Consider the following 21,366-nt stretch of genomic DNA (forward strand, 5'->3'; position numbering starts at 1 on the left):
GCCACTATTTGGCGCTCTATCTGTATAGCTCAATTCGAAAGGGAGTTTTGTAACGTAAGGTTAACGGCGTGTCTGGAGGCCCTAACGCCATGTAGGAGCGAGCTTGCTCGCGAAAAACTTAACGACGCCGCGTTTATTCAGGAAGCACGCGTTATCGTTGAGGTTTTTCGCGAGCAAGCTCGCTCCTACACATCAGGGGAGTACCGTCCAGATGGCAAACCCGGCATACCACAGCACCGCCGCGCGCAGCAGCAGTTCCCACAGGCGATCCAGGCTGTTGATGCCATCGGCCCCCACCACTGGCGGCGGGATTTCCGCAGCGGCCAGGCCGACTTTTTCCACCAGCTGTGCCGCGCTGATGTCCCAACTCAGCAATTCGTGGAGCATCACCCGGCTGACCCCGACGAAATTGCCCACCAAGGCAAAGCTGGCCGCCAGCAGGCGTACCGGCAACCAGTCAAACGCGTGACGCAATTGCGTGGCGCGCTCGGCCACCAGGGGGTTCTGGCTGTGTTCGCTGGCCAGCGCCAACAGGCGGTACGCCAGGGCGGCCACCGGGCCCAGCAGGAAATACCAGAAAATCACCGCAAAAAAGCTTTGGTACGCCTGCCACAGCAGGTAGCCCTGGACGCGCTCCAGCAGTTGCTCGCCACTGTCGGCGCCAAGCTTGAGGTCGCGTTCGGCCACATGCTCGGCCGCTTGCAGGTCACCGCGCCGCCAGGCATCACGAAACGGCCCCAGCCCTGCCAATAGGTCGCCACGGCCCAGGCTATAGATCACCACCAGCAAATGCACCGGCAATGCCAACAGGCCATAGGCCACCGGCTCCAGGACCAGCAACAGCAAGGCCAGCAATGCCACCGGCAACAGCACCAACACCAGCAGGATCAGCCAGGGCCGCTTGCCCATGCGCGGGCTCGATTCCAGCTTGGCCAGCTCACGCAGCCATCCGCCGTCACGCTGCAACCGCAGGCGCAAGGCCGAGAACTTCTCGATCCATACCGCCAGCACCAACACCAGGAAACTCATCGTTCGTGTCCTCCATCCTGCAGGGCGCTGCGAAAGCGCGTCCAATCAAAAGCGGGGCCCGGGTCAGTCTTGCGCCCCGGAGCGATGTCGCTGTGACCACAAATACGTTGGTGGGTGATCTTTGGGTAAGCCTTGAGCAACTGGCGGGTCAGATCGATCAGCGCCGCATACTGGGCATCGGTGAACGGCAGGTCGTCCGTACCTTCGAGCTCGACCCCCAGGGAAAAATCGTTGCACACCTCGCGCCCGTCAAAAACGGAAACACCGGCATGCCAGGCCCGGTCGCGGCACGAAACAAATTGCGTCACAGTGCCGTCACGTTCAATCAGAAAATGCGCAGACACTCGTAGGCTGGCTATCCCTTCAAAGTAGGGATGCTCTGAGATATCCAGGCGGTTCTGGAAAAACTCCTGCACCTTGCCGGTCTTGAACTGCGCCGGAGGCAAACTGATGTTGTGCACCACCAACAGCGAGATTTCGCCTTCAGGGCGCTCGTTGAAGTTGGGCGAAGGGCAATGACGAATGCCCTGGCACCAACCGCTGGCGGGGTCCAACTGCATACAGGCTCCTTGAGTGAGACGAGGTGTGACCAGTATGCCGCGTTCCACCCTGCGGTTGCGATCACTTGCCGCGATTGAGTTGCCGCAGGTTGCCCACCACGGCTGCCAGCGCACGCTCGAACAGCGGGCCATCATCCAAGGCGTGCAGGACGCCCTGCTTGAACGCCAGGGCTAACTGCCCCGCGCTTTTCTCCAGGACCTTGAGGCCCCCTCGACTGACAAAAATATAGGTATCGTCGGGCGGCATGATTGCGGTCAACTTGCAACGCAGGGTACCGGCTTCATGTTGCTGCAACGCTACCCAGGCACCGACTCGCAACTGCTGTGCCTTGAGCCGGTCGGGGTCGTCAGGGGGCAGTGGTTCGTCGGCAGTCGGCGGCCCAGAGCCAAGGATAAAAGGCTTACGCACTTCAACCAGCACCTCGCCGTCGAGCGGCTGAACATGCATGGCCTGCAACCGCAGGAAAAACTCGCGGGTGCTGAAAGGATCGAACGCCGCACCGGCCAACCCGTCACGCAATGCCTTGAGCAGCCCGGGTAGTTGCTCAAGCAAACGCCGACCTGCTTCGGTGTCTTCACGCAGGCCCACGCTCCAGACCAATTCATCCAGGGTACGCAGCGCCGTCTGCCATTGCAGCGATTGTTCACCGTGCTTGAGCACGGCCACTAACAGCACCTGGCTCCAGGCTTGCTGCACAAATTGCAGAACCGATGCCGGCAGGGTTTTGCCCACGAGCCGCCGACTGAGCACCTGCGCCACACGTTGGCGCGCCACCTCGATATGCAGGCGCTCTTGCTCGGCGTCCCGGGTATGGCGCTCAAGGCGTTCACTGCGCGTGCGCTCTTGGGCTGTAGATGTGCTGAACGTGGTGAGCAACTGGGAGAAAATAGCCGGGTCTTCGACGTACTCATTCAGCAACCGCTGTACGAGTTGCTCGATACACAGATAGAGATTGTCCCGTGGCTGGTCATGGGGCGGGCTCCAGCCGATGACGGCGCTCGCGATGTCATTGAGCAAGCGCCGCGCCGGATGCTGCGTGCAACTGAGCAGGCTCTTGTCCAGCACCGCCACTTTCAGCAGCGGGATCTGCAAGCGGGCGATCAGCCCCTTGAAAGCGTCCGGCACACTGCGGTCATCGAGCATGAACTCGAACAGCATGGCCACCAGATTGATCACATCTTCGTCTGCTTCTTCCAACACCCGCGACTTGCCACTTTTGACACTGACCCGGGTGAGCAACTGTTCAAGCTGGCTGCGCAGGTCGAAATCGTCCTCGCACTCCGGCTCCGGTACATATTGCTGCAAATGCGACAGCAGCCGCAGCAGATCGCGGGTGGCAATGGGTTGCGGCTCGGCGCTGGCTTCAAGGGTGGGGGCCACGCTGCCACGCACGGCTACCAGCAACGTCTGCAAGGCGCTGAACGCTTGCTGGCCGCTTTTATCCAGCGGCGGGTCGGCCATCGCTTGGCCAGTGCAATCCTGATGCTCCCGGGCCGCACGCCCGCCGGCTCGGCGGGACGGGAGCGCCTTGAGCTCCGGCAATACGCCAGTGGCGATGAGTAATTGGTTGGCCTCGCCATACAACAGGTCGGCGTCACTGAGCACGTACTTCTCAAACAGCTTGAGCATGACCAGCTTGACGCGGATCTCCACCCCCAGGCTGCGCCCTGCCTGCAAGAAAAACTCGCACAGCCGCGTCGGGGCCAAGGGGTTTTCCGGATCATCCAGGCGCCTGCCGAACAGTTCACTCAAGCGCGCGTTCAATTGCCCCAGCGCCAAGCCATCACGGTGGCGCACCCGACCGAGCATCGCCTCCAGGGCCACAGCTTTTTCCACGTCATCGGCGCTGGTGCCGGGTACCGCCTCATAAGACACCAGCGGCACCAGGTGTGCCCCGCTGCACCGGGCCTGGCCCAGGTTGGCGAACGCCACGAACAACTGCTCCATGAACACGCGTTCGAAGTTCTTGCGCTTGAGGCGCAGGTCGCGCATGGCCTCGAAAAAAATATGATGGTCGACGGTGCTACGGGCCTTTTCGGCCATTTCAAACAGGGTGTCGTCGGCGTTATCGAACAGTTCCTGCAAACCCTGTTGCAGCTGTTGCGCAGCCTTGTCACGCACCTGCAGCAACACCACCGGCAGGCGCGCGAGCGGCGATGGCGTGGCCTGTGCCCTGTTGATAGGCACCACCTTCCCGTCATTGTGCATCCTGGCCTCCTGAAACGGCGGTTTTGAGAGGTGGACAGACCGGGAGCAGGCCCGGCAGGCACTGCAAATATCCCGGTTACCACCAAGACGTCAAAGCTATGACGCCAATTGCAAGGCGCGAGATTATCTTGCAAACAAGGGCAGTTGCGCCAGCACACTCTGACTTTGTGCGGTAAATGAGTGGCGAGCCTGGGTTAGAACGCACGCTGGCCCTATAATCGAGGCACTTTGTTTGTGGAGCCTGTTATGCCGAACCTCCGTCTTGCCGACCTCACCGCCGAAATCGAAGCCAACGTGCGCCGCGCACTGCTGGAAGACGTCGGCAGTGGTGACATCACCGCGCAGTTGATCCCGGCCGAACGGCTGGCCAAGGCCACGATCATTACCCGTGAAGCGGCCGTGATTGCCGGTACGGCCTGGGTGGATGCAGTGTTTCGTCAACTGGACCCACGGGTCGCCGTGCATTGGCAGGTAGCTGACGGTGAACGTGTCAGCCCCAACCAGGCGCTGTTCCACCTTGAAGGCCCGGCACGCTCGCTGCTCACGGGTGAACGCAGTGCGCTGAATTTTTTGCAGATGCTGTCAGGTGTAGCCACCCGAGCGCAGTTCCTGGCGGACTTTGTCGCGAGCACCCAGGTCAAACTGCTGGACACCCGCAAGACACTCCCAGGTCTGCGTTTGGCGCAGAAGTACGCGGTGACCTGCGGCGGTTGCCACAACCACCGTATCGGGCTGTATGACGCGTTCCTGATCAAGGAAAACCACATCGCCGCCTGCGGTGGTATTGCCCAAGCGATTACGGCCGCCCACAAGATCGCCCCGGGCAAGCCGGTGGAAATCGAAGTGGAAAGCCTGGAAGAGTTGCGCGAAGCCCTGGCGGCGGGTGCCGACATCATCATGCTGGATGAACTGAGCCTGGAAGACATGCGCGAAGCCGTGCGCCTGAACGCCGGCAAAGCCAAGCTGGAAGCCAGCGGCGGGATCAATGAAACCACCTTGCTGCCTATCGCTGAAACCGGCGTGGACTACATCTCCATCGGCGCGATGACCAAGGATGTGAAGGCGGTGGACCTGTCGATGCGCCTCAGTATCTGAAAGATGCCGTAATTGTAGGAGCGAGCTTGCTCGCGAAAAACTCAAGACCACCGCGTGTCTCCAGAGGTACGCGTTATCGTTAGGTTTTTTCGCGAGCAAGCTCGCTCCTACAGGCTGCTTTTAAACTACGAGGTTATTCATCTCGCAGTACTCGTCCCAATCGACACCCAGCACCTCGGCCGCCTCTTTGTGCAAGGCCAACCGTGCAGCTTCGAACTCTTCAGGGGTCGTGGTGTACTTGAGGGTCAGCTCCCAAGGCTGGAGGTTCTGGCTCTCGGCCTCGTCCTCGAATGCCCACTGAATCTGGTCGCGCTGATCGTCGGCACTCAGGTCCTTGATCTCTTCTTTTAGCTGCGGCGTGTCCTCAAGGTAGTGCTTGAGCGCTTGTTCGTGCCGAGCGTCCTGGGTCATTTCAGTCGTGGTCATGTTGTTCTCTTAGATCGAGGAATGGGAATGCATCTGGGTCTTCAAGGTTGCGCAGATACAAAAGAGCGGGCGCAAATGCCCGGCTCACCTGGCCTTCAGAACCATTCTGGGATCATCTGAAAACATTGCCGTTGAAACAGTGGTGCCTGTGGTGCCCGAGACAGGAATCGAACCTGCGACCTTCGCGTTACGAGTGCGCTGCTCTACCGGCTGAGCTACACGGGCGGTGGGCTAAAGCTAGCACTGCATTGGGCATGCAGCAACTTGCTCGCTCACCGCCCGGCGACTGTCACGCCCCGTTGGCGCCACAACCCTTGGTAGCGTACTGCAGGTCTACCGTGGTGGCACAGCTCCAGCCGGTGGTGGCGCTGCGGGTCAAGGTGATGGTCTTGCCGAGCACGGGCGCGGGCGCATCGAGGATTTCACAACGGATAGTACCTGCGCCCGAGGCCACATCGCCTGTCACATCGATGGTGCAGTTGGCGGTAGGGCTGGAGCCCCCGATGAGCGCCAGGGTCGGCACAGTGCCCTGGTTGATGACGTCTTCATAGCCGGCCTTTAACGCGCTGATTTCCGCCAACCCCGCAGTGAACTTGGCCTTGGCCTGGTGCTTGGTGTACATGGGCAGACCGATGGTGGCCAAAATGCCGATGATTGCCACGACGATCAGTAACTCGATCAAGGTAAAACCTTTTTGACGCATCTCTTTCACTCTCCAGAATAGAACCATGACAAGGCGCGTCCTGCGCCCCGTAGTGTGCAACGGCGCCAGTGTACTCATCCCCACGCAGCCGTTCGCCTGCAAGACGCACAATCTGACATTTTATCGCCCAGCACCAGCCTGCCCGACTCCGCCACCTGACTAAGCTATAAATTCTTCACGACCTGGGTGCGCCAACCTCACATGAACGATACGTCGACAATCTATGCCTGGGAGGGCATCAACCGCAAAGGGCGCCGGGTATCCGGAACAATCGCCGGCCATAACCTTGCGCTGATCAAGGTACAACTGCGCCAGCAAGGGATCTGCCCCGAGCGTGTGCGCAAGAAGTCTTGTGCACTGCCGACCTTCAAGACGCGCATAACGCCCGTGGATATCGCCCTGTTCACTCGCCAGTTGGCCACCTTGCTCAAGGCTGGCATTCCGCTGCTGCAAGCCTTCGACATCATCAGCGAAGGCGTCGAAAACCAACAGCTGCGCGAACTGGTGAAGGCGTTGAAACAGCATATTGCCAGCGGCCACCCGTTGGCCGCTGCCCTGCGTCAATATCCCCGCTACTTCGATGAGCTGTACTGCAATCTGGTAGCGGCTGGCGAAATGGCCGGCGCCCTGGAAACCCTACTGGAGCGCGTGGCGATTCATCTGGAAAAAAGCCAACGGCTCAAAACCAGGATCAAGAAAGCCATGACCTACCCTATCGCGGTACTGGTAATTGCCACAGGGGTGAGCACAGTGCTGTTGATCCATGTGGTGCCGCAATTCCAGAACTTGTTCGCCGGGGTCAACGGCCAATTGCCGGGGTTTACCCTGGGGGTCATCGCGCTATCGGAACTGCTGCAACAGGCGTGGTGGATGCTGGGGCTGGGTGTGGGCGCGGCGCTGGTTGCAGGGCGCCACGCCTACCGGACTCACCCAGGGTTTCGCCATGGGTGGGCAGCAGGTTTGTTGAAAGTGCCCGTGGCAGGCAAACTGCTGCACAAATCTGCCGTTGCTCGCTACGCCCGCACGCTATCCACTACCTTTGCGGCGAGCGTTCCTCTGGTACAGGCATTGGGTTCGGTGGCTGGCGCCGTCGGCAATGGCCCTTTCAAACAGGCAATCGAACGTATGCGCCACGATGTATCCACAGGCATGCAGTTGAATCAATCGATGCATAACAGCGGCCTGTTTCCAGGCATGGCGATCCAGATGACCGCAATCGGTGAGGAGTCCGGCACCCTGGACCGCATGCTGGAAAAAGTCGCGAACCACTACGAGTCAGAGGTGGATACCTTGGTCGACAACCTCACCAGCCTGATGGAGCCGCTGATCATGGTGGTATTGGGGGGGATTGTCGGCGCGCTGGTAGTCGCCATGTACTTGCCGGTGTTCCAATTGGGGACGGCGTTTTGAGCCTGCTGCTGAGTGAGTATCCCTGGGCGTTTGTCGGCGTGGCGCTGGTGTTGGGCCTGATCGTCGGCAGCTTTCTCAATGTGTTGGCGTGGCGCCTGCCCAAAATGCTCGAGCGGGAGTGGCGTGCCCAGGCCCATGAGATTCTCGACTTGCCAGCCGAGCCCGGTGGGCCGGCCTATAACCTGATGCATCCGAACTCTTGCTGCCCGCGCTGCAATCATCCGATTCGGCCTTGGGAAAATATCCCGGTGCTCAGCTACCTGCTGCTCCGGGGGCATTGTGCCCACTGCCGTGAGCCCATCGGCCTGCGTTACCCTCTCACCGAACTGGCCTGCGCGCTGATCTGCGCCGCTGTCGCCTGGCACTTCGGCTTCGGCTGGCAAGCCGGCGCGGTGATGCTGCTGAGCTGGGGCTTGCTGGGGATGAGCCTGATTGATCTGGACCACCAATTGCTGCCGGATGTGCTGGTGCTGCCGCTGCTATGGCTGGGGCTGATCCTCAACAGCGCTGACCTGCTGACGCCACTGCCCGATGCAGTATGGGGCGCGGTTATCGGCTACATGAGCTTGTGGTGCCTGTTCTGGCTGTTCAAGCTGGCCACCGGCAAAGACGGCATGGGCCATGGCGACTTCAAATTATTGGCCTTGCTGGGAGCCTGGGGCGGCTGGCAGATTCTGCCGATGACCCTGCTGATGGCCTCGCTGCTGGGCGTGTTTGCCGGGCTGATTTTGCTGCGTTTGCGTAAGGCCCAGGTGTCAGCGCCAATGCCGTTTGGCCCCTGCCTGGCAATTGCCGGCTGGATTGCATTGCTCTGGGGTGGTCAAATAACCGACTTCTATTTGCAGTCTGTCGGTTTCAGATGACCACTTCTGTTGCAACACCCTGGATTCTTGGGCTCACGGGCGGCATTGGCAGCGGCAAAAGCGCTGCGGCCGAGCACTTTATCAAGCTGGGCATCGACCTGGTGGACGCCGATCACGCCGCGCGCTGGGTGGTCGAGCCTGGCCGCCCGGCGCTGGCGCGCATTGCCGAACATTTCGGCGCCAGCGTGCTGCAAGCCGACGGCCGACTGGACCGTGCCGCACTGCGCAAACTGATCTTTGAGGTCCCACAAGAGCGCCTTTGGCTGGAAGCCTTGCTGCACCCGCTGATCGCCGAGGAAATTCGCAGCCACCTGGCACGCGCCCAGTCGCCCTACGCGATCCTGGTGTCACCGCTGCTGATCGAGTCCGGGCAGTACAGCATGACCCAGCGCATCCTGGTGATCGACGTGCCGCAATCGCTGCAGATTCAGCGTACCCTGCAGCGCGACGGCATCAGCGAACAACAGGTGCAGGCGATTCTCAAGGCCCAGTCCAGCCGCGAAGACCGCCTGAACCATGCCGATGACGTGCTGGTCAACGATAAGGACCTCGCCTGGCTGCACGGCGAGGTCGAGCGACTGCACCACTTTTACCTTACTTTGCGTGGAGGCCGATCATGAGCCAACCCCTGACCGTCGACTGCCCAACCTGCGGTGCACCCGTGGAATGGAAAGCGACCAACCTCAACCGACCGTTCTGCTCGGACCGTTGCAAGCTTATCGACCTGGGCGCCTGGGCCGCTGAAGAACACAAGATTCCCGTGGCCCCTGACGCCGAAGATGAACTGTTTTCCGAAGACCTGCCGCCGCGCCACTAAGGCCGCATAAAGGCATATTCCTGCTGGTCGTCGAGGTTTTCTGCAAGGTATTGCAACTCGTCGGCCAGGTCTTCAAAGCTGCGTACACCCTTGCTTTGCTGCACCACTGCGCTGAGCATGGCGCGCAAGGTCAAACCGGGGTCAAACCCGATTTCCTGCGCTGCATCCTGGCTTCTGCGCAACTCCTGCCGTGCCCATTCATACACACTCATGATTCATGCTCCTGAAAATTTTGCCGAGCATGGACCTGCGCCGCTGCCCTGCATTTGACCTGGATCAACGCCGCGAATCGTCGTCTTTCCACGGCGCTGAGAGGTAGCGGGTACGGTTGAACGTCTCCAGCCATTCCGGGCAAAACACCACCAGCGCGCTGATGACCATGCCGTTGATAAAGGCTTCGGGAAAGATGATCAGCCACAGGTAACCGACAAAATCTTCCAACCACTCAGGCATCGCAAAAAGGCCGTCGAACCACAACAGGCCCAGGCCGGCCAACAGGCACAGCAATGCCGACAGTGCGGCAGCAAAAAAGCCCGAACAGAAGATATACACAAAGGGGTTTCGCGGCTGCGCCCGCTCCACCAACAGCGCGCACCCTTCGGTGACCAGCACCGGCAGCACAATCAGGAGCAGGCCATTGACGCCAAGCGCAGCCAGGTCCTGACGCCCCAACAGCATCAAGCCAAGCTGGGCGGCAAAGCCACCGACGATAGCCAGCGGCCAATCGAGCAGCAAAGTCACGGCGGTCATGCCGATAAAGTGGTAGGACACACCGGTATCGAAATCCCGCCGCACCAGCCACAGCATGAACAGCGCGAACACCGTACCGAAGAGCAAGTGCTGGCGCCGACGGTCGGCAAACAGCTCCACCCAGGGCGAGCGAAGGATCGCCCACATCACCACGGGCGCATACACCAGCCAGCCGATACCGAGGGTCTGGGGTGCCAGAACCGCAGCACTGATCACGGACGCTCTGCCTTTACTAAAAAACTCATCACACACCTCGTCCCTGGCCTGTTTCACGTGAGCATTCTACACCCGCGTTTTAAGGCAAGACTTCCTGTGGTCATCATTTGAACGCTAAGCTGCGACTATGGATGACTCAGATTACTTGCGCCTGCTCACCGTAGCGGCCGAACAAGCCAACGCATTCCTGTCCAATGCCCGCAAGTGGGAGCGTGAGCGTTGGGTCTGCCAGCGCCTGCTGCAAGGCTTGAACGTGCCCTACCGTGTCGAAGAATTCCACGCGGCGGGCCAGGAGCCGCCCGACGTGTTGTTTCGCGACGCCAGCTTCGAGGTCTTTTTTGTGCTGGACGAGGGCCGCCGCCTGAACGACGAGTGGCGCGATGAGCTGCTGCGCAGGCGCAGTGCTTTCTCCTTGAGCCAACTGGTACGGCGTGAAGCCAAGCCACGGCGTATCCCCGCCCATGAGTTCCTGCTGCGCCTGGCCCCCACACTGCGTAAAAAAGCTCACAACTACAAAGAGCGCGGCATGGACCTGGGGGAATTGGATCTCATCGCGTTTACCAGCCTCAAACGCGAGGTGCTGGACCTCAACAGCCATTTTCCGCCGCCGACCGAATACCTGCGTCAGGGCTGGCGCTCGCTATCGCTGGTGGGGCCGACATTCGCACGGGTCCTGTTCGCACATCCCGACGCGCCGGACTTCTTGCGCAACAACCTGGGCCGCAGCATAGTGTTTGATGTCGGCATCAGCCTGTGATGCCCCTGGCTGTAACGTGGCGCCCCTTTGCAACGTCTACCTGACGAGGCCTTTATGACCAGCCGCCTGAAACCCGATGACCAAGAGCGTGTCGAAGAGTACCTGCAACTCTCCCAGAACAGAGTCGAGCGCAAGCCTTTCCGGCCGTGGCTGCTCCTCTGCGTGGTGCTGGTCGTGGTGATCGGGCTCGGTACGCTGAGCCGCCTATTGAGTTACCTGACGCTATGAGCCGCCTGGCGCTCGCGAGGGTAACTGCTCCGATTTCTTTTAGCCTTGCGAGATATCCCCATGACCCATCGTATTATTATCGTCGGCGGCGGTGCCGGCGGCCTGGAGTTGGCTACCCGCCTGGGTAAGACCCTGGGCAAGCGTGGCAAGGCCAGCATCACGCTGGTCGACACCAACCTGACCCACATCTGGAAGCCCTTGCTGCACGAAGTGGCTGCCGGCTCGCTGAATTCCTCGGAAGACGAACTCAACTACGTCGCCCAAGCCAAATGGAACCACTTCGAGTTCCAGCTGGGCCGTATGAGCGGGCTTGACCGTGAACAGAAGAAAATCCAGCTGGCCGCCACCCTCGACGAAGAAGGCCGCGAACTGGTGCCTGCTCGTGTGCTGGGCTACGACAGCCTGGTGATTGCGGTAGGCAGCACTACCAACGACTTCGGCACTGAAGGCGCAGCGCAACATTGCCTGTTCCTCGACACCCGCAAGCAGGCCGAGCGCTTCCACCAGCAACTGCTCAACCACTACCTGCGCGCCCATGCAGGCCAAACCGACGCCGTTGAACAGATCAGCGTCGCCATCGTCGGCGCCGGTGCCACCGGAGTTGAGCTGGCCGCCGAGCTGCATAACGCCGCCCATGAACTGGCGGCTTATGGCCTGGACCGTATCAAGCCAGAAAACATGCACATCACCCTGATCGAAGCCGGCCCGCGGGTATTGCCTGCCCTGCCGGAGCGGATCGGTGGGCCAGTGCATAAAACTCTGGAGAAACTAGGGGTGACGGTACTGACCAATTCGGCGGTCAGTGAAGTAACCTCCGACGCCTTGATCACCAGCAGCGGCCAGGTGATTCCGGCTAGCCTCAAGGTCTGGGCGGCCGGTATCCGCGCCCCCGGTTTCCTCAAGGACATCGATGGCCTGGAAACCAACCGCATCAACCAGCTGCAAGTCCTGCAAACCCTGCAAACCACCCGCGACGAAAATATCTTCGCCTTTGGTGATTGCGCCGCCTGCCCGCAGCCGGGCACCGACCGCAATGTACCGCCACGGGCCCAAGCGGCTCACCAACAGGCGTCATTGCTGGCCAAATCGCTCAAGCTGCGGATTGAAGGCAAGGAGCTGCCGACCTACAAGTACACCGACTACGGCTCGCTGATCTCGCTGTCGCGCTTTTCCGCAGTGGGCAACCTGATGGGTAATTTGACAGGCAGTGTGATGCTGGAAGGCTGGCTGGCGCGGATGTTCTACGTGTCGCTGTACCGCATGCACCAGATGGCGCTGTATGGGTTCTTCCGCACGGCGATGCTGATGCTGGGCAGCAAGATCGGCCGCGGCACCGAGCCACGCCTTAAATTGCATTAACAACCTGGTCTCGAAAGAGGCCTGGTAAATGTGGGAGCGGGCTTGCTCGCGAATGCGGTGGTTCAGTCACAGATGTACTGACTGACACAGCGCATTCGCGAGCAAGTCGAATCGTTGCACCGCCGCTCCCACATTTGTTTTGCGGTGAATTCAGGATTCACGCAGGCAAAAAAAATCCCCGTATCTTTCGATACGAGGATTTTTAATATGGTCGGGGTAGGGGGATTCGAACTCCCGACATCCTGCTCCCAAAGCAGGCGCGCTACCGGACTGCGCTATACCCCGGTAATAAAAAGGCGACCTTTCAGTCGCCTTCTTCGATCAGCGCTTTTGGCCTCTGATCTTAAGATTCGATTCCAGCGTTAACTGGTCTCAAAAATGGTGGGTCGTGTGGGATTCGAACCTACGACCAATTGGTTAAAAGCCAACTGCTCTACCAACTGAGCTAACGACCCAAATATGGTCGGGGTAGGGGGATTCGAACTCCCGACATCCTGCTCCCAAAGCAGGCGCGCTACCGGACTGCGCTATACCCCGGTTTGAAATTGGCTCCGTGACCAGGACTCGAACCTGGGACCCAATGATTAACAGTCATTTGCTCTACCGACTGAGCTATCACGGAACTACATATTTCAAAGTTACTGCTGTGTTGCTTCCTCTTCGACCCTGTCCGTATCGCTACGTTAGCGTCTCTGAGGCGCGCTATTCTACAATCTTAAAAACCCCTGTCAACCCTTTAAATTGCTTTTAAGACAATGATTTGCGCTTCTTTCTGATTTCTTCTTGGGGAGAAGAAACCCGTGGGCTGACGTTGCTGCGGGGCGCACTTTACAAGCCTTTGCCTTACAGTTCAACGCCCTATCGAAAAAAAAGGCCCCGCGATGCGGGGCCTTCTCTGTTTACGCCAAGCGCAGGGCTTAATGGAAGACGATTTCGTCGTCTTTCACCGTCGCCGTGACGCGAGTGCCAGGCATAAAGCTGCCCGACAGGATCAACTGCGCCAGTGGGTTCTCGATCCAGCGCTGGATCGCACGTTTAAGTGGCCGTGCGCCATACACTGGGTCGTAACCGACCGCGATCAGCTTGTCCAACGCTTCGCCGCTCAGCTCCAGGTCCAGCTCGCGCTCAGCCAGGCGGCTACGCAGGCGGCCCAACTGGATCTCGGTGATGCCTGCGATCTGATCCCGCGCCAGAGGCTCGAAGATCACCACTTCATCGACCCGGTTGATGAATTCCGGACGGAAGTGCGTGGTCAACGCGTCCATCACCGCCGCACGCTGGGCTTCACGATCACCCACCAATTCCTGGATCTGCGCCGAGCCCAGGTTGGAGGTCATCACGATCACCGTATTACGGAAGTCCACCGTACGACCGTGGCTGTCCGTCAAGCGACCATCCTCCAGCACCTGCAGCAAGATGTTGAACACATCCGGGTGCGCCTTCTCGACCTCATCCAGCAGGATCACCGAGTAAGGCTTACGCCGCACGGCTTCGGTCAGATAACCGCCCTCTTCGTAACCCACATAGCCTGGTGGTGCACCGATCAGGCGAGCCACCGAGTGTTTCTCCATGAATTCGGACATATCGATCCGCACCATGGCCTCTTCCGTATCAAAGAGGAACTCGGCCAGGGCCTTGCACAACTCGGTCTTACCTACACCGGTCGGGCCGAGGAACATGAACGAGCCGCTTGGACGGTTCGGGTCGGACAAACCCGCCCGCGAACGCCGTACGGCGTTGGACACCGCCACCACCGCCTCTTCCTGGCCGATGACGCGCTGATGCAGCAGGCTTTCCATCTTCAACAGCTTGTCGCGCTCGCCTTCGAGCATCTTCGACACGGGAATACCGGTCCACTTGGAGACCACTTCGGCAATTTCTTCCTCGGTCACCTTGCTGCGCAGCAACTGGTTTTCAGGTTTGCCGTGCTGGTCGACCATCTGCAGGCTGCGTTCCAAGTCCGGGATCACCCCGTACTGCAACTCGGCCATGCGGTTCAGGTCGCCTTTGCGGCGCGCGGCTTCCAGTTCCTGGCGGGACTGCTCGATTTTTTGCTGGATCTGCGCCGAACCCTGTACTTCGGCTTTTTCCGAGGTCCAGATTTCTTCGAGGTCCGAATACTCACGTTCCAGGCGGACAATTTCTTCCTGGAGTTTTTCCAGGCGTTTCTTGGCCGCTTCGTCTTCTTCTTTCTTCAGCGCCTGGGATTCGACTTTCAGTTGAATCAGGCGCCGATCCAGACGATCCAGCACTTCCGGCTTGGAGTCGATCTCCATACGGATACGGCTGGCCGCTTCGTCGATCAGGTCGATCGCCTTGTCCGGCAACTGACGATCGGTGATATAGCGATGGCTCAATTTGGCCGCCGCAATGATCGCACCGTCGGTGATCGCCACTTTATGGTGGACCTCATAGCGCTCTTTAAGGCCACGCAGGATCGCGATGGTGTCTTCTTCGCTCGGCTCTTCCACCAGGACTTTCTGGAAGCGACGCTCAAGCGCTGCGTCCTTTTCGATGTACTGACGGTATTCGTTGAGCGTGGTCGCACCGACGCAATGCAACTCACCCCGTGCCAAGGCGGGCTTGAGCATGTTGCCGGCGTCCATGGAGCCTTCGCCCTTACCGGCGCCGACCATGGTGTGCAATTCGTCGATAAACAGAATGATCTGCCCTTCCTGCTTCGACAATTCGTTAAGCAAGGATTTGAGGCGCTCTTCGAATTCACCCCGGAACTTGGCACCGGCGATCAACGAGCCCATGTCCAGAGACAGCAGGCGCTTGCCTTTGAGGCCGTCTGGTACCTCGCCATTAATGATGCGCTGGGCCAGGCCCTCGGCAATCGCGGTTTTACCCACGCCAGGTTCACCGATCAACACCGGGTTATTCTTGGTGCGACGTTGCAACACCTGAATGGTGCGACGAATTTCATCGTCGCGGCCGATCACCGGGTCCAGCTTACCCTCTTCGGCACGCTTGGTCAGGTCGACGGTGTATTTGTCCAGGGCCTGGCGCGACTCCTCATGGTTAGGGTCGTTCACCGCCTCGCCGCCACGCAGGTTGTTGATGGCGTTTTCCAGGGCTTTCTTGCTCACGCCCTGGCCCAGCAACAATTTGCCGAGCTTGCTGTTGTCGTCCATGGCGGCGAGCAGCACCAGTTCGCTGGAGATGAACTGGTCACCTTTCTGCTGGGCCAGACGGTCGGCCTGGTTGAGCAGGCGCGCCAAGTCCTGGGACATGTTTACGTCGCCGATGGGATTCTGGATTTTCGGCAGCTGGTCGAGCTCTTTACTCAACTCCTTGCGCAGGCTGTTAACGTCAAAGCCCACCTGCATCAGCAAGGGCTTGATAGAACCACCTTGCTGTTCCAGGAGTGCCTGCATCAAGTGCGCAGGTTCGATGGCCGGGTGGTCGAGGCCCACTGCCAAAGATTGAGAGTCGGACAATGCCAACTGTAATTTGCTGGTTAAACGATCAATACGCATTAGTCACCTTCCTTTTGAGCAGGCCGGAGCTATGAACAAACACATCCTGAATGAAGAAACCTGCCAGATACCCTTATAGATGGGGTGGATTCTGGGCGTTTCAAGCGGCGGACGGTTGATACAGGTCAGGACAGTCTAGCGTTCAAGCCAGATAAGGGAGGCGAATCGGCCCGTGCGCGGGCTGCGGCGATAAGAAAAGAAACGCGGGTCGGTCACAGTGCACAAACCGCCACCATACACAGCGCTGACACCGCGAGCGGCCAGACGCAGACGCGCCAGCTGGTAGATGTCGGCCATGTACTTGCCAGGGTTGCGGCTGGGAACAAAGGCTTCAGCGGTGGCCGGCAGTTGCTGCATGAACACTTCACGCACTTCCGGGCCGACCTCAAAGGCTTGTGGGCCAATGGCAGGGCCGAGCCAGACCATAACGTCTTCGGGTGCGCTATCCAGGCTCTCGAAAGCGGCCTCCAGCACCCCAGCTGCCAAGCCACGCCAACCGGCATGGGCTGCGGCAACCCGGGTGCCCGCCCGATTACAGAACAGCGCAGGCAGGCAATCGGCGGTCATGGACGTGCAGGCGATACCAGGGGTACTGGTCCAACTGCCGTCAGCCTCGACAGTACGGCCCGGATCGGCCTCAACCACCTGAGTACCGTGGACTTGGCGCAACCAGGCAGGCTGGATATCGAAGGCGTCACTCAGGCGACGGCGATTTTCAAGGACGGCCTCAAGGCTGTCCTCGACATGATCGCCCAGGTTGAGGCTGTCGAACGGCGCCAGACTGACGCCGCCCGCGCGGGTGGTGACGCAGGCTTTTACCCGAGCCGGCGCGGGCCAGTCAGGTATCAGCCAGTCACTCATCCGACAAACGCCTCGCGATCCTGCTTGAGCAGCGACAACAGCCAGACCAGATCGTCTGGCAGTGGCGATTCCCAGCTCATGCGCTTACCGCTCGTCGGATGATCCAGTTCCAGGAAACGTGCATGCAGTGCCTGGCGCGGGAACGTCTTGAGCGACTCAACCATGGTCTGGCTGGCCGCCGGCGGAATACGGAAGCGGCCACCGTAGGCCGGGTCGCCGACCAACGGGAAGTTGATGTGCGCCATGTGCACGCGAATCTGGTGGGTACGCCCGGTTTCCAGCTTGACCCGCACATGGGTGTGGGAGCGGAAACGCTCCAGCACACGGTAGTGGCTGACGGCTTGCTTGCCGCCCTCCATCACCGCCATACGCTGGCGCTGCTGGCCGTGACGACCAATGGGTGCGTTGATCTTGCCACCGGCCACAACAACGCCGATCACAATGCACTCATAGATGCGGCTGACGCTACGGCTCTGCAATTGCGTAACCAGTTGCGTCTGCGCCTGAATGGTCTTGGCTACCACCATAAGGCCGGTGGTGTCCTTGTCCAGACGGTGCACGATGCCGCAGCGCGGCACATTGATAATGTCCGGCACGTGGTGCAACAGGGCATTGAGCAAGGTGCCATCAGCGTGCCCGGCGGCCGGGTGAACCACCAGGCCTGCGGGTTTGTTGATGACCAGGATGTCGTCGTCTTCATAGACGATATCCAGCTCGATGTCCTGGGCGACCCATTCTCCCTGGGCTTCCTGCTCGGCAGTCAGCTCAAGAATCGCACCGCCATGGACTATGTCTCGCGGGCGGATAACCGCTCCATCCACAGTCAGGCGGCCGTCTTTTATCCAGGCGGAAAGGCGCGAGCGCGAGTGCTCAGCGAATAATTGTGCGGCGACTTGATCGAGGCGTTGGCCGCCCAATTCGGACGGCACCTCTGCGCGAAGTTCAATTTTATCGGACATGCTCAGACTAGGCGTGGCGTAGCCTTTGGTTTCGGCTGCGCGCTTGTGGTTAAATACGGCGTCTTTTGCCCCGAGGCTTTCAACGGGGCGCTCATCATAACAGGACGGCCCCGCCCAAGACAGCGGCCGTCATAGGGACGCAAGCCGCCATGCAAGTGAAACACCTGCTGCTGATCGCCATCCTCGCCATGACTGCTGCTTGCTCGTCAACAAAGGACGTCGTCGACGAAAACCTGAGCGAAGTCGAGCTGTACCAGCAAGCTCAGACAGACTTGGACAATAATAGCTTCACCAGCGCCACAGCGAAGCTGAAGGCATTGGAGTCGCGTTACCCGTTCGGCCGCTATGCCGACCAGGCCCAGCTTGAGCTGATCTACGCCAACTACAAGAACGCCGAGCCGGAAGCTGCCAAGTCCGCTGCCGAGCGTTTCATCCGCCTGCACCCGCAGCACCCGAACGTGGACTACGCCTACTATATGAAGGGCCTGACCTCGTTCGACCAGGATGTTGGCCTGCTGGCGCGCTTCCTGCCGCTGGACATGACCAAGCGTGACCCGGGTGCTGCCCGCGACTCCTATAACGAGTTCGCCCAGCTGACCAGCCGCTACCCCAACAGCCGCTACGCGCCGGACGCCAAGCAGCGCATGATCTACCTGCGCAACCTGCTGGCTTCGTACGAGATCCACGTGGCCCACTACTACCTGACCCGTCAGGCATATGTGGCCGCCGCCAACCGTGGCCGCTACGTGGTGGAAAACTTCCAGGAAACCCCATCCGTGGGTGACGGCCTGGCCGTGATGACCGAGGCTTACCAGCGTCTGCACCTGGACACCCTGGCGACTACCAGCCTGGAAACCCTGAAGCTCAACTATCCTGACCACCCGAGCCTGAAAGACGGCCAGTTCGTGCCTCAGGTTGCCGAAGCGGACAACCGTTCGTGGCTGAGCAAGTACACCCTGGGCTTGATCGAGTCCCGTCCACCACTGCCGCCGGGTGAAACTCGCGCCAACCAGGACGTGATCAAGATGTACCAGGACGCCAAGGACGCTATTCCTTCGGATCTCAAGCCGCACGACGAGAACGGTGACGTGATCGAAGAAGAAGAGCCGCAAGCACTGGGCAACAACCAGGACCGCTCGTGGTTCAGCTACATGACCTTCGGTGTGTTCGACTGATTGTTCGACGCAACGCAAAAGGGAGCTCTTAAGGAGCTCCCTTTTTTATGAGCGAGTATTTATTGCCCTGTGCGCCCGGGATCACCTTGGCTAAACTGGCGCATTCCTTGTCGAGAAACTGCCCATCATGCTTCGTCTACTGTTCTGGATTGCTGTCATTGCTGCCGCGGTATGGTTCTGGCGCAAATTCAAAAACCCTGCCGCCCGTCAGCAGCGGCCTGCTGAGCCGGATGCGGCCCTGATGGTGCGTTGCGCCCACTGTGGCGTGCACCTGCCGCAGGACCGCGCACTGAGCTCACGCCAGCAATGGTACTGCACCCAGGCACACCTGGAACAAGGGCCAAAGCCTATCCAGCGTTGAGGCGCCCTGCGGGGGCGTAAGGCGCTGGATCGATGATCGGAGCCCGCGCCAGCAGCAAGTCGGTGAACAACTGGCAAGAGGCTGGTGCGAGTACCAGACCATTGCGGTAATGCCCGCAATTGAGCCACAACCCCTTGAAGCCAGGGACCTCACCGACAAACGGTATACCTTCGGGTGAGCCAGGCCGCAAACCGGCCCAATGCCCGACTACCTCGGCGTCCGCCAAGGCGGGAATCAATTCCACCGCAGACGCCTTGAGGCTTTTCAACGCGGTGTCGGTTGGCGTCTTGTCGAATCCTTCATGCTCCAACGTGCTGCCGATCAGGATGTGCCCATCGCGCCGCGGGATCGCATAACGCCCCTTGGCCAGGACCATGCTGGATAAAAAGTCCGACGCGCATTTGTACAGAATCATCTGGCCTTTGACCGGCTCGATGGGCAGCGCCAAGCCCAGCGTACCCAGCAACTGCCCGCTCCAGGCGCCGGCCGCGAGTACCACCTGATCACCCAAAACCTGGCCGGTAGCGGTATTCACACCCATCACCCTGTCGTCGCCGAGCACAAAGCCCGTCACATCGCATTGCTCGTAAATCGTCACGTTCGGCAACGCCAGCAGCGCCGCCTTCAGTGACTTGACCAGGCGCGGGTTGCGAACGTTGGCCACATCGGCCATGTAGATCGCCTGGGAATAGCCGCCCCCCAGCACCGGTACCGCGTCATGGGCCGCCGATACGTCCACCTTGCTCAACGGTCGCCCTTCACGCGCAGCCCAGGCCAGTGCTTGCGCTTCGTCATCCAGGTCGAGCCAATACAACCCCGTGGTATGTACCTCTGGATCGACGCCGGTCGCAGCAAACAGCCGTTGCGCCAGTTGTGGGTAAAAATCCTGGGACCAATGGGCCAAGGCCGTGACCGCCTGGCTATAACGCCACGGGTACAACGGCGAGACAATCCCGCCGCCCGCCCAGGAAGACTCCTGCCCAAGCCCACCGCGCTCCAGCAGTGTGACCGCCTGGCCCTCACTGGCGAGGTTGTACGCCGTCAACAGCCCGATTACTCCGCCGCCGACAATCACCACTTGCTGTTGCTTAGCCATCATTTGATCCAGCCGATAAACAGGGAAAGGCGCGCCCGGCGCCCACGCTTCAAGTACGCTCATCCTTGCCCCCAGCAGACCTTGGGCGATATTTCAGGCCCTGCTCCCGGGTTGCCGCGCATACCGGTGCTGGTCAAGCTGAAGGCTGCGCACGCGTCGTTCGCCATGACCGAGTCCGCAGCGGGTGTGGCGAGCAGGTCAAAATCCTGAGGGTTGAGGACGGCACTGATTCTATAATGATCATTGCCCGCGCTGACGTCGCCTGCATCAATAAAAGTGCCATTCCTCGTATAAGAACGCTCCAGATGCTGGGCTTGTTCGCTCAACAACGCGACGATCTGCGCCCGATACACCTTTTTTACCTGGCCGAGATACCCGGGATACGCAATCCCGGCCAGCAACGCGATGATCGCCACAACGATCAGTAACTCCATCAGGGTAAACCCCTGGCCCTCCTTGCCCATCCGATTGCTCCTTATTGAAGTTGCCGCCATAAGACCCGTCGAAACCTGACGCGGCCGCCCTCCTCCACCCGTGCATAGACCGTCTCCAGTACCGTGCGCGATTGCCCCGCGAGCCCGACCGAGGTGACTCGGAAAAGCGAGGCCTGGGAACGGGGCGGCAAATGAGCCAGCCCTTCACCCTCTCCGAGGGATTGAATGCCATAAAACCCATTCTTCAAGGCAAGCCAGGTGACCGCCGAAGCAGGATTCGTCCCGGCCGCAGTCAGGGAAAAAGCTTCAGCAGGCGGCGCACAGCGGATGATCGAGTGGCATACAGGCATCCCCAGGCCACTCCTCTGAACGGCCGACTCCCCCAACCTCAGGCCGCGTTCGGCAGTTTGAAACGATTGATTGCCATGCCACAGGCTGCTCGCGACTTTTTGCTGGGAGACCGCAGCCTGTATCGAAGACAGCCCCACCTGGGACAGCACCAACAGGAACACCAGACTGATCAGCAGCACCATCCCGGCCTGCCGTACACGAATGCCTCCATGCATAGTCATTGCC

Annotated in this window: 23 protein-coding genes and 5 tRNA genes; 10 read left to right on the top strand and 18 right to left on the bottom strand. The window is 60.0% G+C overall.

Going from position 1 to position 21,366, the window contains the following annotated elements; all coding sequences use genetic code 11:
• Positions 1 to 192: 192 nt before the first annotated feature.
• The 3 genes from ampE to GIW04_RS00235 all read right to left on the bottom strand — a co-directional run bounded on the left by ampE (position 193) and on the right by GIW04_RS00235 (position 3,798).
• Positions 193 to 1,029 carry a regulatory signaling modulator protein AmpE gene (gene ampE, locus GIW04_RS00225; RefSeq protein ID WP_003188449.1) on the bottom strand — a complete coding sequence of 279 codons (837 nt, stop codon included), beginning with the start codon at positions 1,027 to 1,029 and terminating at the stop codon, positions 193 to 195.
• Positions 1,026 to 1,589 (bottom strand): 1,6-anhydro-N-acetylmuramyl-L-alanine amidase AmpD, encoded by a 564-nt coding sequence (gene ampD, locus GIW04_RS00230; protein ID WP_003188448.1) that lies wholly within the window; start codon positions 1,587 to 1,589, stop codon positions 1,026 to 1,028. Before ampD ends, ampE begins: the two co-directional genes overlap by 4 nt.
• A gap of 61 nt (positions 1,590 to 1,650) precedes the next feature.
• Complete coding sequence (locus tag GIW04_RS00235; RefSeq protein ID WP_034134845.1) at positions 1,651 to 3,798, bottom strand: DUF1631 domain-containing protein; 2,148 nt, start codon at positions 3,796 to 3,798, stop codon at positions 1,651 to 1,653.
• Positions 3,799 to 4,044: 246 nt separating this feature from the next.
• Here GIW04_RS00235 and nadC point away from each other — a divergent pair, with 246 nt between their 5' ends.
• Positions 4,045 to 4,893, top strand: coding sequence for a carboxylating nicotinate-nucleotide diphosphorylase (gene nadC / locus GIW04_RS00240; protein ID WP_120248644.1), 849 nt, complete (start codon positions 4,045 to 4,047; stop codon positions 4,891 to 4,893).
• Positions 4,894 to 5,013: 120 nt separating this feature from the next.
• On the opposite strand, the gene GIW04_RS00245 is transcribed toward nadC, so the two are convergent.
• From GIW04_RS00245 to GIW04_RS00255, 3 genes are all read right to left on the bottom strand, one after another.
• Positions 5,014 to 5,319, bottom strand: a complete 306-nt coding sequence (locus GIW04_RS00245; RefSeq protein WP_003188444.1) for a DUF6388 family protein — start codon at positions 5,317 to 5,319, stop codon at positions 5,014 to 5,016.
• Between the two features lie 149 nt (positions 5,320 to 5,468).
• Positions 5,469 to 5,544: transfer RNA gene (locus GIW04_RS00250), tRNA-Thr, on the bottom strand.
• A 64-nt stretch (positions 5,545 to 5,608) separates the two neighbouring features.
• Positions 5,609 to 6,022: a pilin gene (locus GIW04_RS00255; protein WP_003188443.1), complete on the bottom strand. Its 414-nt coding sequence runs from the start codon at positions 6,020 to 6,022 to the stop codon at positions 5,609 to 5,611.
• A gap of 201 nt (positions 6,023 to 6,223) precedes the next feature.
• On the opposite strand from GIW04_RS00255, the gene GIW04_RS00260 reads away from it, so the two are divergent.
• The 4 genes from GIW04_RS00260 to yacG are packed head-to-tail and all read left to right on the top strand — an operon-like array spanning position 6,224 to position 9,112.
• Positions 6,224 to 7,432: a type II secretion system F family protein gene (locus GIW04_RS00260; RefSeq protein WP_003188441.1), complete on the top strand. Its 1,209-nt coding sequence runs from the start codon at positions 6,224 to 6,226 to the stop codon at positions 7,430 to 7,432.
• A complete protein-coding gene (locus GIW04_RS00265) occupies positions 7,429 to 8,295 on the top strand; it encodes a prepilin peptidase (RefSeq protein WP_003188440.1) in 867 nt (288 codons plus the stop codon). The genes GIW04_RS00260 and GIW04_RS00265 overlap by 4 nt, the downstream gene beginning before the upstream one ends.
• Positions 8,292 to 8,915, top strand: coding sequence for a dephospho-CoA kinase (gene coaE / locus GIW04_RS00270; protein ID WP_003188438.1), 624 nt, complete (start codon positions 8,292 to 8,294; stop codon positions 8,913 to 8,915). The genes GIW04_RS00265 and coaE overlap by 4 nt, the downstream gene beginning before the upstream one ends.
• The gene (yacG, locus tag GIW04_RS00275) at positions 8,912 to 9,112 is read left to right on the top strand and encodes a DNA gyrase inhibitor YacG (protein ID WP_003188437.1); all 201 of its coding nucleotides are present in this window, start codon (positions 8,912 to 8,914) and stop codon (positions 9,110 to 9,112) included. The genes coaE and yacG overlap by 4 nt, the downstream gene beginning before the upstream one ends.
• On the opposite strand, the gene GIW04_RS00280 is transcribed toward yacG, so the two are convergent.
• Positions 9,109 to 9,324 carry a hypothetical protein gene (locus tag GIW04_RS00280; RefSeq protein ID WP_003171680.1) on the bottom strand — a complete coding sequence of 72 codons (216 nt, stop codon included), beginning with the start codon at positions 9,322 to 9,324 and terminating at the stop codon, positions 9,109 to 9,111. The genes yacG and GIW04_RS00280 overlap by 4 nt on opposite strands.
• Before the next feature lie 64 nt (positions 9,325 to 9,388).
• Positions 9,389 to 10,078, bottom strand: a complete 690-nt coding sequence (locus tag GIW04_RS00285; protein WP_034134844.1) for an energy-coupling factor ABC transporter permease — start codon at positions 10,076 to 10,078, stop codon at positions 9,389 to 9,391.
• A 127-nt stretch (positions 10,079 to 10,205) separates the two neighbouring features.
• Here GIW04_RS00285 and GIW04_RS00290 point away from each other — a divergent pair, with 127 nt between their 5' ends.
• The 3 genes from GIW04_RS00290 to GIW04_RS00300 are packed head-to-tail and all read left to right on the top strand — an operon-like array spanning position 10,206 to position 12,422.
• On the top strand, positions 10,206 to 10,835 hold the full coding sequence (locus GIW04_RS00290) for a DUF1780 domain-containing protein (RefSeq protein WP_003188431.1): 630 nt from the start codon (positions 10,206 to 10,208) through the stop codon (positions 10,833 to 10,835).
• Positions 10,836 to 10,889: 54 nt separating this feature from the next.
• Positions 10,890 to 11,063, top strand: a complete 174-nt coding sequence (locus GIW04_RS00295) for a DUF3094 family protein (RefSeq protein WP_003188429.1) — start codon at positions 10,890 to 10,892, stop codon at positions 11,061 to 11,063.
• A 60-nt stretch (positions 11,064 to 11,123) separates the two neighbouring features.
• Entirely contained in the window at positions 11,124 to 12,422 is a 1,299-nt protein-coding gene (locus tag GIW04_RS00300; protein ID WP_003188428.1) for an NAD(P)/FAD-dependent oxidoreductase, read from the top strand.
• A 208-nt stretch (positions 12,423 to 12,630) separates the two neighbouring features.
• Here GIW04_RS00300 and GIW04_RS00305 read toward each other — a convergent pair.
• The 7 genes from GIW04_RS00305 to rluD all read right to left on the bottom strand — a co-directional run bounded on the left by GIW04_RS00305 (position 12,631) and on the right by rluD (position 17,724).
• Positions 12,631 to 12,707, bottom strand: a tRNA-Pro gene (locus GIW04_RS00305).
• A gap of 94 nt (positions 12,708 to 12,801) precedes the next feature.
• A tRNA-Lys gene (locus tag GIW04_RS00310) sits at positions 12,802 to 12,877 on the bottom strand.
• Positions 12,878 to 12,882: 5 nt separating this feature from the next.
• Positions 12,883 to 12,959, bottom strand: a tRNA-Pro gene (locus GIW04_RS00315).
• A 9-nt stretch (positions 12,960 to 12,968) separates the two neighbouring features.
• Positions 12,969 to 13,044 (bottom strand) — tRNA-Asn (locus GIW04_RS00320).
• 295 nt (positions 13,045 to 13,339) lie between these two features.
• Positions 13,340 to 15,904 (bottom strand): ATP-dependent chaperone ClpB, encoded by a 2,565-nt coding sequence (clpB, locus tag GIW04_RS00325; RefSeq protein WP_120249095.1) that lies wholly within the window; start codon positions 15,902 to 15,904, stop codon positions 13,340 to 13,342.
• 135 nt (positions 15,905 to 16,039) lie between these two features.
• On the bottom strand, positions 16,040 to 16,765 hold the full coding sequence (gene pgeF, locus GIW04_RS00330; protein ID WP_003188424.1) for a peptidoglycan editing factor PgeF: 726 nt from the start codon (positions 16,763 to 16,765) through the stop codon (positions 16,040 to 16,042).
• Positions 16,762 to 17,724 (bottom strand): 23S rRNA pseudouridine(1911/1915/1917) synthase RluD, encoded by a 963-nt coding sequence (rluD, locus tag GIW04_RS00335; protein WP_003188422.1) that lies wholly within the window; start codon positions 17,722 to 17,724, stop codon positions 16,762 to 16,764. Before rluD ends, pgeF begins: the two co-directional genes overlap by 4 nt.
• 149 nt (positions 17,725 to 17,873) lie before the next feature.
• On the opposite strand from rluD, the gene GIW04_RS00340 reads away from it, so the two are divergent.
• On the top strand, positions 17,874 to 18,899 hold the full coding sequence (locus GIW04_RS00340; RefSeq protein WP_003188421.1) for an outer membrane protein assembly factor BamD: 1,026 nt from the start codon (positions 17,874 to 17,876) through the stop codon (positions 18,897 to 18,899).
• A 127-nt stretch (positions 18,900 to 19,026) separates the two neighbouring features.
• Positions 19,027 to 19,260, top strand: coding sequence for a PP0621 family protein (locus GIW04_RS00345; RefSeq protein WP_120249096.1), 234 nt, complete (start codon positions 19,027 to 19,029; stop codon positions 19,258 to 19,260).
• Here the strand turns inward: GIW04_RS00345 and thiO are convergent.
• The 3 genes from thiO to GIW04_RS00360 are packed head-to-tail and all read right to left on the bottom strand — an operon-like array spanning position 19,247 to position 21,362.
• A complete protein-coding gene (thiO, locus tag GIW04_RS00350) occupies positions 19,247 to 20,356 on the bottom strand; it encodes a glycine oxidase ThiO (protein WP_120249097.1) in 1,110 nt (369 codons plus the stop codon). The two genes, GIW04_RS00345 and thiO, sit on opposite strands and share 14 nt — an antisense overlap.
• A gap of 59 nt (positions 20,357 to 20,415) precedes the next feature.
• A complete protein-coding gene (locus tag GIW04_RS00355; RefSeq protein WP_003188415.1) occupies positions 20,416 to 20,820 on the bottom strand; it encodes a type IV pilin protein in 405 nt (134 codons plus the stop codon).
• Positions 20,821 to 20,831: 11 nt separating this feature from the next.
• On the bottom strand, positions 20,832 to 21,362 hold the full coding sequence (locus tag GIW04_RS00360; RefSeq protein ID WP_120249098.1) for a pilus assembly PilX family protein: 531 nt from the start codon (positions 21,360 to 21,362) through the stop codon (positions 20,832 to 20,834).
• Positions 21,363 to 21,366 lie beyond the last annotated feature (4 nt).

Origin of the sequence: Pseudomonas sp. PA-4-8C, assembly GCF_021606625.1 — a bacterium.
Classification (GTDB): domain Bacteria; phylum Pseudomonadota; class Gammaproteobacteria; order Pseudomonadales; family Pseudomonadaceae; genus Aquipseudomonas; species Aquipseudomonas lactis.

Coding starts and splice junctions, on each gene's coding strand:
- ampE (WP_003188449.1), bottom strand. CDS start 1,029: ATGAGTTTCCTGGTGTTGGTGCTGGCGGTATGGATCGAGAAGTTCTCG.
- ampD (WP_003188448.1), bottom strand. CDS start 1,589: ATGCAGTTGGACCCCGCCAGCGGTTGGTGCCAGGGCATTCGTCATTGC.
- GIW04_RS00235 (WP_034134845.1), bottom strand. CDS start 3,798: ATGCACAATGACGGGAAGGTGGTGCCTATCAACAGGGCACAGGCCACG.
- nadC (WP_120248644.1), top strand. CDS start 4,045: ATGCCGAACCTCCGTCTTGCCGACCTCACCGCCGAAATCGAAGCCAAC.
- GIW04_RS00245 (WP_003188444.1), bottom strand. CDS start 5,319: ATGACCACGACTGAAATGACCCAGGACGCTCGGCACGAACAAGCGCTC.
- GIW04_RS00255 (WP_003188443.1), bottom strand. CDS start 6,022: ATGCGTCAAAAAGGTTTTACCTTGATCGAGTTACTGATCGTCGTGGCA.
- GIW04_RS00260 (WP_003188441.1), top strand. CDS start 6,224: ATGAACGATACGTCGACAATCTATGCCTGGGAGGGCATCAACCGCAAA.
- coaE (WP_003188438.1), top strand. CDS start 8,292: ATGACCACTTCTGTTGCAACACCCTGGATTCTTGGGCTCACGGGCGGC.
- yacG (WP_003188437.1), top strand. CDS start 8,912: ATGAGCCAACCCCTGACCGTCGACTGCCCAACCTGCGGTGCACCCGTG.
- GIW04_RS00280 (WP_003171680.1), bottom strand. CDS start 9,324: ATGAGTGTGTATGAATGGGCACGGCAGGAGTTGCGCAGAAGCCAGGAT.
- GIW04_RS00290 (WP_003188431.1), top strand. CDS start 10,206: ATGGATGACTCAGATTACTTGCGCCTGCTCACCGTAGCGGCCGAACAA.
- GIW04_RS00295 (WP_003188429.1), top strand. CDS start 10,890: ATGACCAGCCGCCTGAAACCCGATGACCAAGAGCGTGTCGAAGAGTAC.
- GIW04_RS00300 (WP_003188428.1), top strand. CDS start 11,124: ATGACCCATCGTATTATTATCGTCGGCGGCGGTGCCGGCGGCCTGGAG.
- clpB (WP_120249095.1), bottom strand. CDS start 15,904: ATGCGTATTGATCGTTTAACCAGCAAATTACAGTTGGCATTGTCCGAC.
- pgeF (WP_003188424.1), bottom strand. CDS start 16,765: ATGAGTGACTGGCTGATACCTGACTGGCCCGCGCCGGCTCGGGTAAAA.
- rluD (WP_003188422.1), bottom strand. CDS start 17,724: ATGTCCGATAAAATTGAACTTCGCGCAGAGGTGCCGTCCGAATTGGGC.
- GIW04_RS00340 (WP_003188421.1), top strand. CDS start 17,874: ATGCAAGTGAAACACCTGCTGCTGATCGCCATCCTCGCCATGACTGCT.
- GIW04_RS00345 (WP_120249096.1), top strand. CDS start 19,027: ATGCTTCGTCTACTGTTCTGGATTGCTGTCATTGCTGCCGCGGTATGG.
- thiO (WP_120249097.1), bottom strand. CDS start 20,356: ATGGCTAAGCAACAGCAAGTGGTGATTGTCGGCGGCGGAGTAATCGGG.
- GIW04_RS00355 (WP_003188415.1), bottom strand. CDS start 20,820: ATGGGCAAGGAGGGCCAGGGGTTTACCCTGATGGAGTTACTGATCGTT.
- GIW04_RS00360 (WP_120249098.1), bottom strand. CDS start 21,362: ATGACTATGCATGGAGGCATTCGTGTACGGCAGGCCGGGATGGTGCTG.